9 protein-coding genes, 2 tRNA genes and 3 rRNA genes are annotated in these 13,388 nt (G+C 62.3%); 7 read left to right on the forward strand and 7 right to left on the reverse strand.

Features of this window, described 5'->3' with window-relative positions; all coding sequences use genetic code 11:
- Window positions 1–64: 64 nt before the first annotated feature.
- The 4 genes from ABIE51_RS17355 to ABIE51_RS17370 all read left to right on the forward strand — a co-directional run bounded on the left by ABIE51_RS17355 (window position 65) and on the right by ABIE51_RS17370 (window position 3,439).
- The gene (locus tag ABIE51_RS17355; protein WP_192631607.1) at window positions 65–652 is read left to right on the forward strand and encodes a 5-formyltetrahydrofolate cyclo-ligase; all 588 of its coding nucleotides are present in this window, start codon (window positions 65–67) and stop codon (window positions 650–652) included.
- The gene (locus ABIE51_RS17360; protein ID WP_192631608.1) at window positions 649–1,119 is read left to right on the forward strand and encodes an EVE domain-containing protein; all 471 of its coding nucleotides are present in this window, start codon (window positions 649–651) and stop codon (window positions 1,117–1,119) included. Before ABIE51_RS17355 ends, ABIE51_RS17360 begins: the two co-directional genes overlap by 4 nt.
- A gap of 49 nt (window positions 1,120–1,168) precedes the next feature.
- Entirely contained in the window at window positions 1,169–1,831 is a 663-nt protein-coding gene (gene rpiA, locus ABIE51_RS17365) for a ribose-5-phosphate isomerase RpiA (RefSeq protein ID WP_192631609.1), read from the forward strand.
- Window positions 1,832–1,963: 132 nt separating this feature from the next.
- Window positions 1,964–3,439 carry a DNA polymerase Y family protein gene (locus ABIE51_RS17370; RefSeq protein ID WP_192631610.1) on the forward strand — a complete coding sequence of 492 codons (1,476 nt, stop codon included), beginning with the start codon at window positions 1,964–1,966 and terminating at the stop codon, window positions 3,437–3,439.
- Window positions 3,440–3,592: 153 nt separating this feature from the next.
- Here the strand turns inward: ABIE51_RS17370 and rrf are convergent.
- From rrf to ABIE51_RS17395, 5 genes are all read right to left on the reverse strand, one after another.
- A 5S ribosomal RNA gene (gene rrf, locus ABIE51_RS17375) occupies window positions 3,593–3,707 on the reverse strand.
- 160 nt (window positions 3,708–3,867) lie between these two features.
- A 23S ribosomal RNA gene (locus tag ABIE51_RS17380) occupies window positions 3,868–6,731 on the reverse strand.
- A gap of 233 nt (window positions 6,732–6,964) precedes the next feature.
- Window positions 6,965–7,041: transfer RNA gene (locus ABIE51_RS17385), tRNA-Ile, on the reverse strand.
- A gap of 21 nt (window positions 7,042–7,062) precedes the next feature.
- A tRNA-Ala gene (locus ABIE51_RS17390) sits at window positions 7,063–7,138 on the reverse strand.
- A gap of 109 nt (window positions 7,139–7,247) precedes the next feature.
- Window positions 7,248–8,792: ribosomal RNA gene (locus ABIE51_RS17395) — 16S ribosomal RNA — on the reverse strand.
- Together the 16S, 23S and 5S rRNA genes with 2 tRNA genes alongside form the textbook arrangement of a ribosomal RNA operon.
- A gap of 563 nt (window positions 8,793–9,355) precedes the next feature.
- On the opposite strand from ABIE51_RS17395, the gene ABIE51_RS17400 reads away from it, so the two are divergent.
- Complete coding sequence (locus ABIE51_RS17400; RefSeq protein ID WP_192632883.1) at window positions 9,356–9,802, forward strand: DUF192 domain-containing protein; 447 nt, start codon at window positions 9,356–9,358, stop codon at window positions 9,800–9,802.
- 18 nt (window positions 9,803–9,820) lie between these two features.
- Here the strand turns inward: ABIE51_RS17400 and ABIE51_RS17405 are convergent, their stop codons facing one another.
- On the reverse strand, window positions 9,821–10,012 hold the full coding sequence (locus ABIE51_RS17405; protein ID WP_157031132.1) for a rubredoxin: 192 nt from the start codon (window positions 10,010–10,012) through the stop codon (window positions 9,821–9,823).
- Between the two features lie 70 nt (window positions 10,013–10,082).
- Here ABIE51_RS17405 and thiE point away from each other — a divergent pair, with 70 nt between their 5' ends.
- Both thiE and hemL read left to right on the forward strand, forming a co-directional pair.
- The gene (gene thiE / locus ABIE51_RS17410) at window positions 10,083–10,751 is read left to right on the forward strand and encodes a thiamine phosphate synthase (protein ID WP_192632882.1); all 669 of its coding nucleotides are present in this window, start codon (window positions 10,083–10,085) and stop codon (window positions 10,749–10,751) included.
- Complete coding sequence (gene hemL / locus ABIE51_RS17415) at window positions 10,748–12,034, forward strand: glutamate-1-semialdehyde 2,1-aminomutase (RefSeq protein ID WP_192632881.1); 1,287 nt, start codon at window positions 10,748–10,750, stop codon at window positions 12,032–12,034. The genes thiE and hemL overlap by 4 nt, the downstream gene beginning before the upstream one ends.
- 63 nt (window positions 12,035–12,097) lie before the next feature.
- Here hemL and ABIE51_RS17420 read toward each other — a convergent pair whose 3' ends face one another.
- Window positions 12,098–13,330, reverse strand: a complete 1,233-nt coding sequence (locus ABIE51_RS17420; protein ID WP_192632880.1) for an acetylornithine/succinyldiaminopimelate transaminase — start codon at window positions 13,328–13,330, stop codon at window positions 12,098–12,100.
- Window positions 13,331–13,388: the final 58 nt, after the last annotated feature.

Here is a 13,388-nt window from a genome sequence, read left to right on the forward strand (position 1 = left end):
TAACTTCGTTGATTCCCGTCCACCGGCCGCCTTCGCGGCGCCGCACTACAGGATCCCGCGCTGCATGACGGTCGACCGCACGGCGCTGCGCCGCGAGCTCCGCAACCGCCGCCGTGAACTGCCTGCCGGCGAGCGCATCGCCGCCGCCGAACGTCTCGCCGCGCAGTTGCTCGCGCTCCCCTTCGCGCCCTCCTCGGGTTCCGTCGCAGGTTACTGGGCCATGGATGGCGAGATCGCGCTGCACGTGTGGCAGTTGCGCCTGCCGCGCGAGTGCGTCTACTGCCTCCCTGTCCTCAACGACGATGGTCGCCTGCGCTTCGCGCCGTGGCGGCCGGGCGACGCGCTGGTGAGCAATCGCCACGGCATCCCGGAGCCGGACATCGCCGAAACCTCGATGCTCGAACCGGAACAGATGGACCTCGTCGTCGCGCCGCTGGTGGGCTTCGACGGACGCGGCCATCGGCTCGGCATGGGAGGCGGCTGGTACGATCGCAGCTTCGCCTTCCGCCACCAGCGCCCTGCGCCGCCGTGGCTGGTGGGAGCCGCGTTCGACGTGCAACGGGTCGAGACGCTCGACCGCGCGGATTGGGACGTCGCCCTGGACGCGGTGTGCACGCAATCGTCCACGCTCGACTGCAGGAGTTCCGCATGAGCGCTCGTCGCCGCTACTGGCTGATGAAGTCCGAACCGGACACGTTCTCCATCGACGATCTCGAACGCGTGCGCACCGAGCCGTGGAACGGCGTGCGCAATTACCAGGCGCGCAACTTCATGCGCGATGGCATGCAGGTCGGCGACGGCGTGCTGTTCTATCACTCCAATACCGACGTGCCCGGCATCGTCGGCACGGCGACGGTGGCGAGCAAGGCGTATCCCGACGAGACGCAGTTCAACCCGAAGTCGGACTATTACGACGCCAAGAGCTCGCGCGAGGAACCGCGCTGGTTCCTCGTCGACGTCGCGTTCGAGCGCAAGTTCAAGCGCACCATCACGCTGGACGAACTCAAGCAGCACGCCGGCAAGCTCGGCGAGGACTTCGCGCTGATCCGCCGCGGCAATCGCCTGTCGGTGCTGCCGGTCACGGCCGCGCAGTGGAAGTACCTGCTGTCGCTCGAATGACGCCGGCGCGCGTCGTCCCTTTCCAATTTCCACTACCCACGCAGCCCACATGAGCGAAAGCAAGCGCTTGGCCGGCGAGAAGGCCATCGAGTACGTCGAGGACGGCATGATCGTCGGCGTTGGCACCGGTTCCACCGTGGCCTTCTTCATCGACGCGCTCGCGCGCATCAAGGACCGCATCAAGGGCGCCGTGTCGAGCTCCGACCAGAGCACCGCGCGCCTGCGCCAGCACGGCATCGAGGTGCTGGATCTGAACGCGACCGGCCCCCTGTCGTTGTATGTCGATGGCGCGGACGAATGCGATCCGCACAAGCGCCTGATCAAGGGCGGCGGCGCGGCGCTCACGCGCGAGAAGATCATCGCCGAGGCGAGCCAGAAGTTCGTGTGCATCGTCGATCCGAGCAAGCGCGTGGACGTGCTCGGCAAATTCCCGCTGCCCGTCGAGGTGATCCCCATGGCGCGCAGCCTCGTCGCGCGTGAGATCCAGGCGATGACGCGCGGCCAGCCGGTGTGGCGCCAGACCGCGGACGGCGCGGGCGTGGTCACCGACAACGGCAACGTCATTCTCGACATCCATGGGCTCGCGATCGTCGATCCGGTCGGACTGGAACAGGCGATCAACCAGATTCCCGGCGTGGTCAGCGTCGGCCTGTTCGCGCGCCGCCCGGCCGACGTGGTGATCGTCGGCGGCGAGCCGCCGATCGTCCTGTAGTTCCGTGGCGTGCCGGTCTCAAGACGTGAGACCGGCAGCGTCGACAATCGGCTCGGATACGCGCCGGCGTCAACGGCGCGCGACACTTTCCTCCGGTGCTGTCGCTTTTCCCGGTGAATTCGCCGGTACGCCATGACCCTGCGCTGCCTCTTCGTCGACTTCAACTCGTACTTCGCCTCGGTGGAGCAGTACGACGAGCCGGCGCTGCTCGGGCGGCCCGTTGCGGTCGTGCCGGTCATGTCGGCCACGACCTGTGCCATCGCGGCCAGTTATGAGGCAAAGGCGTTCGGCGTGAAGACGGGCACGCCGGTGTGGGAAGCGCTGGAGCTCTGCCCGGATCTCATCCTGCGCGAGGCGCGACCCGCCCGATACATCGCGATGCACCATCGCCTGATGGCCGCCATCGAGGAGTGCATTCCGCACGGCAAGGCCGAATCGATCGACGAGGTGCCGTGCTGGCTGATCGGCCGCGAGCGCGAGCGCGCCAATGCGGAAGCAATCGCCCAGCGCATCAAGCAGCGCCTGGTCGACGAGGGCTTCAGTCCGGCGATCCGCTGTTCGATCGGCATTGCGCCGAACCGGTTTCTTGCGAAGACGGCGTCGGACATGCGCAAGCCGGATGGACTGACCGTACTCGAGGAAGTCGATCTCCCGTCTGCCCTGCATTCGCTCACGCTTCGGGAGTTCTGCGGCATCGGGCCATCGGTCGAGCAGCGCCTGCTGCGCGCCGGGATCCATACGTCTGAGCAGCTCTGCGCTGCATCGCGATCCCAGCTACGCGCCGCGTGGGGCAGCATCGAAGGTGAACGCTATTGGCTTCAGTTGCGCGGGCATGAATTGCCGGGTCGGACCGAGCGCCGCGCGTCGCTGGGCCACTCGCACGTGCTCGGTCCTGAACTGCGCACGTTCGAGGGCGCGCGCGCCGTTCTCTTCAAGCTGCTGGCGAAGGCCGCGATGCGGTTGCGGCACGAACGCTACCTGGCCGGCGGACTCTCGATCCGCATTCGTTTTGTCGGGATGGAAAACCGCTTCGAGCGCGACCTCTCGTTTGCGCCGCTCGACGACACGCCGACGTTGTTGCGTTTACTGGGCGATGAACTCGCGTCGCTCGAAACCGCCATCCAAGGGAAGCGCTGGAACGTCAAGCGACACCCGCCGCTATCCGTGGCCGTTACGCTAACTCAGCTCGAACCGGTTGGCAGCATTACCCAAGAACTGATGGCCACCCGCGGGCGCGCGAAGGCAATCAGCGCCACGCTCGACTCCATCAACCGGCGCTACGGCAACAACACGCTCTACTTCGGCGCGATGCAGGAGGCGCTGGAGCAGGACGCGGCGCCGATGCGGATTCCCTTCGCCACGATTCCGGAGGCGGGGCTGGAGGAAGACGTGGCGGCGCGCAGCAAGCCCGCGGATTCAGCGGAAGAGCTGTGGCTTGAGCGCGAACGCCAGTTCAAGGTGCTGGCCGAAGAGGCGCACCGGAAAGCTCGGGAACAGCCTGAGAGGATCAAGGCGGTTACCGCGAAGCCTTTTGGCGCTGGAGGTTGGACGCGCGGAACCTCCAAAGAACCACCTGCGGCATCGGGAACGACGGGATCGCTGTTCTGATTCTCGTGGTGCGGGATCGGCTGCCGTTGAATCTCGAAAGGTTCTGCAGCGCATGCCTGTGCTGACGTTCGGTCAAGCGATGCGCCAGTTTGCTTTTTTGATCGCGCAAAAGAAGAAGGCCGGTCCTGATGGACCGGCCTTCTGGGGTAAAGCCCCTGGCGATGACCTACTCTTGCATGGCTTGAGCCACACTACCATCGGCGCATGTGCGTTTCACTTCCGAGTTCGGAATGGGATCGGGTGGGACCACACAGCTATTGTCACCAGGGAGAGGGTGGAGGGTCGCGGATCTCGGTGGACTGAGTCGCGCACACGCTCTCGTTGGTTTGCTTAGGACGGCAAGCCGTCTTCAGCGGATAGGTTGGGATAAGTAGCGAGTGAGCCGAACGTCACGACGTTGTCGTAAGTCCAAGGCCACTTGAGGTTATATGGTCAAGCCACACGGATCATTAGTACTGGTTAGCTCAATGCATTGCTGCACTTACACACCCAGCCTATCAACCACCTGGTCTTGATGGTTCCTTCAGGGGAGTCAAGCTCCCGGGAGATCTCATCTTGAGGCGCGCTTCCCGCTTAGATGCTTTCAGCGGTTATCGCTTCCGAACATAGCTACCCGGCAGTGCCACTGGCGTGACAACCGGAACACCAGAGGTTCGTCCACTCCGGTCCTCTCGTACTAGGAGCAGCCCCTCTCAAATCTCCAACGCCCACGACAGATAGGGACCGAACTGTCTCACGACGTTCTGAACCCAGCTCGCGTACCACTTTAAATGGCGAACAGCCATACCCTTGGGACCGACTACAGCCCCAGGATGTGATGAGCCGACATCGAGGTGCCAAACACCGCCGTCGATATGAACTCTTGGGCGGTATCAGCCTGTTATCCCCGGAGTACCTTTTATCCGTTGAGCGATGGCCCTTCCATACAGAACCACCGGATCACTAAGACCTACTTTCGTACCTGCTTGATCCGTCGATCTTGCAGTCAAGCACGCTTATGCCTTTGCACACAGTGCGCGATGTCCGACCGCGCTGAGCGTACCTTCGTGCTCCTCCGTTACACTTTGGGAGGAGACCGCCCCAGTCAAACTACCCACCATACACGGTCCCCGATCCGGATTACGGACCTAGGTTAGAACGTCAAGCACATCAGGGTGGTATTTCAAGGATGGCTCCACCGAAGCTAGCGCCTCGGTTTCATAGCCTCCCACCTATCCTACACAGACGAACTCAACGTTCAGTGTAAAGCTATAGTAAAGGTTCACGGGGTCTTTCCGTCTTGCCGCGGGAACGCTGCATCTTCACAGCGATTTCAATTTCACTGAGTCTCGGGTGGAGACAGCGCCGCTGTCGTTACGCCATTCGTGCAGGTCGGAACTTACCCGACAAGGAATTTCGCTACCTTAGGACCGTTATAGTTACGGCCGCCGTTTACCGGGGCTTCGATCAAGAGCTTCGCCTTGCGGCTGACCCCATCAATTAACCTTCCGGCACCGGGCAGGCGTCACACCCTATACGTCCACTTTCGTGTTTGCAGAGTGCTGTGTTTTTGATAAACAGTCGCAGCGGCCTGGTCACTGCGGCCCTTCTCAGCTATGAACCAAAAAGGGCGCACCTTCTCCCGAAGTTACGGTGCTATTTTGCCTAGTTCCTTCACCCGAGTTCTCTCAAGCGCCTGAGAATTCTCATCCTGCCCACCTGTGTCGGTTTACGGTACGGTCTGCGTAAGCTGAAGCTTAGGAGCTTTTCCTGGAAGCGTGATATCGGCAGCTTAGTCCTAAAGGACTCGTCCTTAGTCTCAACGTTGCCCCCCCGGATTTGCCTAAGGGGACCGCCTCAACTCTCTCACCGGGACAACCAACGCCCGGCCTGCCTAACCTTCTCCGTCCCTCCATCGCACTTACGCGAGGTGCTGGAATATTAACCAGCTTCCCATCGACTACGCATTTCTGCCTCGCCTTAGGGGCCGACTCACCCTGCGTCGATTAACGTTGCGCAAGGAAACCTTGGGCTTTCGGCGTGCGGGCTTTTCACCCGCATTATCGTTACTCATGTCAGCATTCGCACTTCCGATACCTCCAGCGGACTTCTCAATCCACCTTCATCGGCTTACGGAACGCTCCTCTACCGCGCACACAAAGTGTGCACCCCAAGCTTCGGTTCCGTGCTTAGCCCCGTTAAATCTTCCGCGCAGACCGACTCGACCAGTGAGCTATTACGCTTTCTTTAAAGGGTGGCTGCTTCTAAGCCAACCTCCTGGCTGTCTGTGCCTTTCCACATCGTTTTCCACTTAGCACGAAATTTGGGACCTTAGCTGTGGGTCTGGGTTGTTTCCCTTTTCACGACGGACGTTAGCACCCGCCGTGTGTCTCCCATGCAGTCTGTCCTGGTATTCGGAGTTTGCCATGGTTTGGTAAGTCGCAATGACCCCCTAGCCATAACAGTGCTCTACCCCCAGGAAGATTCACATGAGGCGCTACCTAAATAGCTTTCGAGGAGAACCAGCTATCTCCGGGTTCGATTAGCTTTTCACTCCTAATCACACCTCATCCCCTACCTTTGCAACGGGAGTGGGTTCGGGCCTCCAGTTGATGTTACTCAACCTTCACCCTGGGCATGACTAGATCACCCGGTTTCGGGTCTACTGCCCGCGACTATGCGCCCTTATCAGACTCGGTTTCCCTTCGCCTCCCCTATACGGTTAAGCTCGCCACGAACAGTAAGTCGCTGACCCATTATACAAAAGGTACGCCGTCACCCTTGCGGGCTCCGACTGCTTGTACGCACACGGTTTCAGGGTCTATTTCACTCCCCTCTCCGGGGTTCTTTTCGCCTTTCCCTCACGGTACTGGTTCACTATCGGTCGGTCAGGAGTATTTAGCCTTGGAGGATGGTCCCCCCATGTTCAGACAGGGTTTCTCGTGCCCCGCCTTACTCGATTTCATCAAAAGAGCTCTTTCGCATACCGGGCTGTCACCGTCTATGGCCAACCTTTCCAGGTTGTTTTGCTAGAACTCAATCAACTTAAGGGCTGGTCCCCGTTCGCTCGTCACTACTTAGGGAATCTCGGTTGATTTCTTTTCCTCCGGGTACTTAGATATTTCAGTTCTCCGGGTTTGCTTCCAGCAGCTATGTATTCACTGCAGGATACCTATTGCTAGGTGGGTTTCCCCATTCGGACATTGCGGGATCAATGCTTGTTGCCAGCTCCCCCGCACTTTTCGCAGGCTGCCACGTCCTTCATCGCCTCTGACCGCCAAGGCATCCACCGTGTGCGCTTATTCGCTTGACCATATAACCCCAAGTCGCCTCAGGGTCGTCTGTGTTCGGGGGTACAAAGCCCAAACGCGAATTCAACGACTCAATTATAAGGTGCCTTTCGGCACCCGCCTTAGCCTCACGACACGTCATGGACATTCGTCTCAAAACGCTCGCTACTTTCCCAGTTTTCAAAGAACGCGATCCGGCCTCAACGCCGTACCGCTTCAATTCTTGATGTGTGCGCAATCTAGTTTCGTTCGGGAGTGGTGGGTCTGGGAGGACTCGAACCACCGGCCTCACCCTTATCAGGGGTGCGCTCTAACCACCTGAGCTACAGACCCAAAAGTCGTGCACGGCTGGTTTGGTGGAGCTTGTCGGGATCGAACCGACGACCCCCTGCTTGCAAAGCAGGTGCTCTCCCAGCTGAGCTAAAGCCCCTTGTTCAAACGAGGGACGCTCCCGCGGACTTCCCCCTTGGGAGGTCCCGGAACTAGATGCAGGTCACTTGTGCGGACGTCCGGCCAGCAATTTGCTGTCTTTAGTCTCTAAAGGAGGTGATCCAGCCGCACCTTCCGATACGGCTACCTTGTTACGACTTCACCCCAGTCATCGGCCACACCGTGGCAAGCGCCCTCCCGAAGGTTAAGCTACCTGCTTCTGGTGCAACAAACTCCCATGGTGTGACGGGCGGTGTGTACAAGGCCCGGGAACGTATTCACCGCAGCAATGCTGATCTGCGATTACTAGCGATTCCGACTTCATGGAGTCGAGTTGCAGACTCCAATCCGGACTGAGATAGGGTTTCTGGGATTGGCTTGCCCTCGCGGGTTTGCAGCCCTCTGTCCCTACCATTGTAGTACGTGTGTAGCCCTGGCCGTAAGGGCCATGATGACTTGACGTCATCCCCACCTTCCTCCGGTTTGTCACCGGCGGTCTCCTTAGAGTTCCCACCATTACGTGCTGGCAACTAAGGACAAGGGTTGCGCTCGTTGCGGGACTTAACCCAACATCTCACGACACGAGCTGACGACAGCCATGCAGCACCTGTGTCACGGTTCCCGAAGGCACCAATCCATCTCTGGAAAGTTCCGTGCATGTCAAGGCCAGGTAAGGTTCTTCGCGTTGCATCGAATTAAACCACATACTCCACCGCTTGTGCGGGCCCCCGTCAATTCCTTTGAGTTTCAGTCTTGCGACCGTACTTCCCAGGCGGCGAACTTAACGCGTTAGCTTCGATACTGAGGGCCAAGTTGCCCCCAACATCCAGTTCGCATCGTTTAGGGCGTGGACTACCAGGGTATCTAATCCTGTTTGCTCCCCACGCTTTCGTGCCTCAGTGTCAGTGCTGGTCCAGGGTGTCGCCTTCGCCACAGATGTTCCTCCCGATATCTACGCATTTCACTGCTACACCGGGAATTCCACACCCCTCTACCGCACTCTAGTAAGCCAGTTTCCAATGCAGTTCCCAGGTTGAGCCCAGGGCTTTCACATCAGACTTAACAAACCACCTACGCACGCTTTACGCCCAGTAATTCCGAGTAACGCTTGCACCCTTCGTATTACCGCGGCTGCTGGCACGAAGTTAGCCGGTGCTTATTCTTCCGGTACCGTCATAACACCCGAGTATTAATCGAGCGCTTTTCTTTCCGGACAAAAGTGCTTTACAACCCGAAGGCCTTCTTCACACACGCGGCATGGCTGGATCAGGCTTGCGCCCATTGTCCAATATTCCCCACTGCTGCCTCCCGTAGGAGTCTGGACCGTGTCTCAGTTCCAGTGTGGCTGATCATCCTCTCAGACCAGCTACGGATCGTCGCCTTGGTGGGCCTTTACCCCGCCAACTAGCTAATCCGGCATCGGCTCATCTATCTGCGTGAGGCCCGAAGGTCCCCCACTTTCTCCCGTAGGACGTATGCGGTATTAGCGTAAGTTTCCCTACGTTATCCCCCACAAATAGGCAGATTCCGATGCATTCCTCACCCGTCCGCCACTCGCCACCCAAGGAGCAAGCTCCTCTGTGCTGCCGTTCGACTTGCATGTGTTAGGCCTGCCGCCAGCGTTCACTCTGAGCCAGGATCAAACTCTTCACTTAAAATTGCAGAACCCGAAGGTTCAATATCTTGAGTGCAGAGCCCGTTCCAGGCATCAATTACTCGCTTGCATTTGCATGCTTTGAATCATTAATGCTTGTTACAGGACATCTGCTGATGGACAACCATCCACTAGCCAGACGCCCGCACAAGTCACCTGCGCACACTGTCAAAGATCTCGGGGCCGGCCTCAGCGCCTTTCCCTTGCCTCACCCCGCCGCACCGAAGTGCCCGAGGGAGCCGACTACTATACAGCGAATTTCGATTCCGTCAACACCGTGTCGAGATCTTTTTCGCTGCCCCCGCCTCCCGTTCAGCGCCTCGTTTCAAGGCCGTCCCGTCAGCAGGGCCGCGCATCTTACAGCACCTTCGAAGTTCGTCAACCGCCCTTCGAACAACGCCGCTTCAACCGCGTCCCGCGTCAGTGATTCACCTCGGCGGGGCGCGCATTGTGCACATGCGTTCCGGCTTTGGGAAGGGGTGCGTCGAATGTTTTTTCGTTGACTCGCGAAAGGCGTTGCCGGATGTTCCGGTCTTCCCTGTTCCCGGCACCTTGGAGCCCCGTATGACCGCCTTCCGACTGCTGTTCGTGTGCTGTGGCCTCGCCTTGTCCGGTTGCGCCAGCGGCGCCGACACCTGGGTCGAGCTGGGCGGCCAGCGCTATGCGGTGGAAGTGGCCGACGATGAGGCAGAGCGCGAGCGCGGCCTGATGTTCCGCGACGGAATGGCCGCCGATCGCGGAATGCTCTTCATCCACGAGCGCCAGGAGCCACTGGCCTACTGGATGAAGAACACGAAGATCCCGCTGGACATCCTCTACTTCGATTCGGCCCGCAAGCTGGTCTCGCAGCAGCGGGACGTGCCGCCCTGCTCGTTGGGCGACCGCTGCCCGCCGTATCCCAGCGATGCGCCGGCGCGTTACGTACTCGAACTCAATGCCGGCCAGGCGGCGCGGCTGAAACTGCAGGACGGCGCGGAACTCACGTTCAGCCCGGGCCTGGTGAAGCCCTGAACCGTCAGATGGGCCGCCTCAGAGCGGCATCATCTCGAAGTCGTCCTTGGTGACGCCGCAGTCCGGGCACGTCCAGGTGTCCGGGACGTCCTCCCAGCGGGTGCCCGGGGCGATGCCCTCTTCCGGCAGCCCCAGGGCCTCGTCATAGATGAAGCCGCAGACGACGCACATCCAGGTGCGGAACGTGGTGGTCGCAGCGGTCTCGGACATGGGCGGATAATGCGGGCTTTGCGGGAACGCGCATTGTCCCACCGCGCCCGCGCCCACGGAAGCTTTCCGCATGAATCCGCCCTGGCCGCCGCGCGGCCTCTACGCCATCACGCCCGACGAAACCGACACCGGCCGCCTCCTCGCGCGTGTGGAAGTGGTCCTGGCTGCCGGCGCCACGTGGCTGCAATACCGAAACAAGGCCGCGGACGGGGCCCTCCGCGCCACTCAGGCCCGTGAGCTCCTGACGCTGTGCCGCCGCTACGGCGTGCCGTTGATCGTGAACGACGACTGGCGCCTTGCCGCGGCGATCGGCGCCGACGGCGCGCACCTGGGCGAGGACGACGGGGAAATCGCCGCGGCCCGCGACGCACTGGGCGACGCGGCGATCATCGGCGCCTCGTGCTACGACGATCCCGAACTCGCGCGCCTGGCCGCCGCATCCGGCGCCAGCTACATCGCGTTCGGGGCGTTTTTCCCCTCGCCGACCAAACCCAATGCGCGGCGCGCGACGCTCGACCTGCTGCGCGCCAGCGCGCCGCTCGGCCTGCCGCGCGTGGCGATCGGCGGGATCACGCCGGACAATGCGCGCCCGCTGGTCGAGGCAGGCGCCGACCTGCTCGCTGTGATTTCCGGCGTGTTCGACGGGGCCGATCCTGCGGCTGCCGTGCGCGCCTATCTCGACTGCTTCGATGCGCGGCCTGCGCATTCCCCTTCCACGACGGACATTTCCACGCCATGAACCACGAACGCTCGCATGCCCTGTTTTCCCGCGCCCGCGAACTCATTCCCGGCGGCGTGAACTCGCCGGTGCGCGCCTTCAAGTCGGTCGGCGGCGAACCGTTCTTCGCGCAGAGCGCACAAGGCGCATACATCGTCGACGTCGACGGCAACCGCTACGTCGATTACGTCGGCTCGTGGGGCCCGATGATCGCCGGCCACGCGCACCCGCAGGTGCTCGCCGCCGTTTCCGAAACGATGGTCAACGGCCTCAGCTTCGGCGTCCCCAACGCGCTGGAAGTGACGATGGCCGAACGCATCGCGCAGATTGTGCCGAGCTGCGAGATGGTGCGCATGGTGAACTCAGGCACCGAAGCGACGCTGTCGGCGATCCGCGTCGCCCGCGGCGCCACCGGGCGCACGCGCATGGTGAAGTTCGAAGGCTGCTACCACGGCCACGGCGACAGCTTCCTGGTGAAGGCAGGCAGCGGCGTGATGACGCTGGGCCTGCCGAATTCCCCGGGCGTCCCGTCGGCGCTGGCCGACCTGACCTCGACGATCCCGTACAACGATTTCGACGCCGCCACGCAGCTGTTCGACGAAATCGGCAGCGAAATCGCGGGCCTGATCATCGAACCCATCGTCGGCAACGCGAACTGCATCCTGCCGCGCGATGGCTACCTGCAACACCTGCGCGAACTGTGCACCAAGCACGGCGCGCTGCTGATCTTCGACGAGGTGATGACCGGTTTCCGTGTCGCGCTCGGCGGCGCTCAGGCGCTTTACGGCATCACGCCGGACCTGTCGACGTTCGGCAAGATCATCGGCGGCGGCATGCCGGTGGGCGCATACGGCGGTCGTCGCGACCTCATGGAGCAGGTCGCACCGAGCGGCCCGATCTACCAGGCCGGTACGCTGAGCGGCAATCCGGTGGCGATGGCCGCGGGTCTTGCGACGCTCGACCTGATCCAGGTGCCGGACTTCCACGCTGAACTGGAGCGCCGCACGCACGTGCTGTGCGACGGCCTCGAAGCCGCCGCGCGCGATGCCGGCATCGCGTTCACCACCACGCGCGCCCCGGGCATGTTCGGCCTGTATTTCCGCGAAGGTCCGGTGGAAACGTTCGAGGACGCGAAGGCATCGGATACCCCGGGTTTCAACCGTTTCTTCCACGCGATGCTGGGCCGCGGCGTGTACCTGGCGCCGTCGGCGTTCGAAGCCGGCTTCGTCTCGAGCGCGCATGGCGATGCGGAGATCGCGCACACGATCGACGCGGCACGCGCGTCGTTCGCCGAACTGGGCTGAGATCCGCGAAATAAAAAATCCCCGCGTCAGCGGGGATTTTTACTTGCAGGCGTTACGTCCGGATCAGCCTGCGTTCGCGACGAATGCGCGCAGCGCCGAACGCAGGCGCTGCAAACCTTCGGCGATGTCGTCATCGCCGATGTTCAACGCCGGGACGAAACGCAGCACGTCGGGCCCGGCCTGCAGCAACAGCAGGCCGTGATCGCAGGCGATATCGAGAATCGCCCCGGCCTTGCCCGCATGCGCTTCGCGCAGCTGCGCGCCGAGCATCAGGCCCATGCCGCGGATTTCGGAGAACAGGGCCAGTTCCGCGTCGACCTCAACCAGCGCATCGCGAATCGCCTGCGATTGGCGCGTCACGTTTGCGAGCAGCTGCGGCGATGACAACTCCGCCAGCGCCGCGCGTGCCACCGCTGCGGCGAGCGGGTTTCCGCCGAAGGTCGTGCCGTGCGCGCCGAATTGCATCGTTTCTGCGGCCTTCTCGCCCACCAGCATCGCGCCGATCGGGAAACCGCTGCCCAGCGCCTTCGCCAGCGTCACCACGTCCGGCGTCACGCCATAGGCATGGCACGCGAACAGGCGGCCCGTCCGGCCCATGCCGCACTGGATTTCGTCGAGCATCAGCAGCGCGCCGAAACGGTCGCACAGCGCGCGCAGGCCGAGCAGGAATTCCGCCGTCGCCGGTGTCACGCCGCCCTCGCCCTGCACCGGTTCGACCAGCACGGCGCACACACTGCCCGACGCCATCGCGGCTTCGGCCGCGGCCAGGTCGTTGAAATCGCTGTAGACGAAGCCCGGCGGCAGGGGCTCGAACCCTTCGTGGTACTTCGGCTGCGCACCGGCCGTGACGGCCGCGAGCGTGCGGCCATGGAAGCTGCCGCGGAACGTGAGGATGCCGCGCTGCGCCGGCGCGCGACCCTGCGAGGCCGCCCACTTGCGTGCGAGCTTGATCGCCGCCTCGTTCGCCTCGGCGCCGGAATTGCAGAAGAACACGCGCTGCGCGAAACGCGATGCGGTGACGAGTTCTTCGGCCAGCCGCAGCGGCGGTTCGCTGACGAACACGTTGGAGGTATGCCAGAGCTTGCCCGCCTGCTCGGTCAGCGCCGCGACCAGCGGCGGATGCGCGTGGCCGAGCGCATTCACCGCGATGCCGGCGCCGAAATCCACGTACTCACGACCATCGCGATCCCACACGCGCGCGCCGCGACCGTGGTCGAGCACGATCCGGCGCGGCCGGTAGACCGGCAGGTAGTAGCGTTCGGACAGCGAGAACAGGTCGGACGACGAGGCGGTCATGGCAACGGGCGTGGGGAATGGAAGGCGACATTGTCGCCCATCCGGACCCGGCGCGCGG

The sequence above is a fragment of the Lysobacter sp. OAE881 genome (assembly GCF_040546665.1).
Taxonomy (GTDB): Bacteria; Pseudomonadota; Gammaproteobacteria; order Xanthomonadales; family Xanthomonadaceae; genus Lysobacter_J; species Lysobacter_J soli.

Bases quoted from the DNA above. Each gene is read 5' to 3' on its own strand.
- ABIE51_RS17370 (WP_192631610.1), top strand. From the start codon at position 1,964: ATGACCCTGCGCTGCCTCTTCGTCGACTTCAACTCGTACTTCGCCTCG.
- ABIE51_RS17355 (WP_192631607.1), top strand. From the start codon at position 65: ATGACGGTCGACCGCACGGCGCTGCGCCGCGAGCTCCGCAACCGCCGC.
- hemL (WP_192632881.1), top strand. From the start codon at position 10,748: ATGAACCACGAACGCTCGCATGCCCTGTTTTCCCGCGCCCGCGAACTC.
- ABIE51_RS17405 (WP_157031132.1), bottom strand. From the start codon at position 10,012: ATGTCCGAGACCGCTGCGACCACCACGTTCCGCACCTGGATGTGCGTC.
- ABIE51_RS17360 (WP_192631608.1), top strand. From the start codon at position 649: ATGAGCGCTCGTCGCCGCTACTGGCTGATGAAGTCCGAACCGGACACG.
- rpiA (WP_192631609.1), top strand. From the start codon at position 1,169: ATGAGCGAAAGCAAGCGCTTGGCCGGCGAGAAGGCCATCGAGTACGTC.
- thiE (WP_192632882.1), top strand. From the start codon at position 10,083: ATGAATCCGCCCTGGCCGCCGCGCGGCCTCTACGCCATCACGCCCGAC.
- ABIE51_RS17420 (WP_192632880.1), bottom strand. From the start codon at position 13,330: ATGACCGCCTCGTCGTCCGACCTGTTCTCGCTGTCCGAACGCTACTAC.
- ABIE51_RS17400 (WP_192632883.1), top strand. From the start codon at position 9,356: ATGACCGCCTTCCGACTGCTGTTCGTGTGCTGTGGCCTCGCCTTGTCC.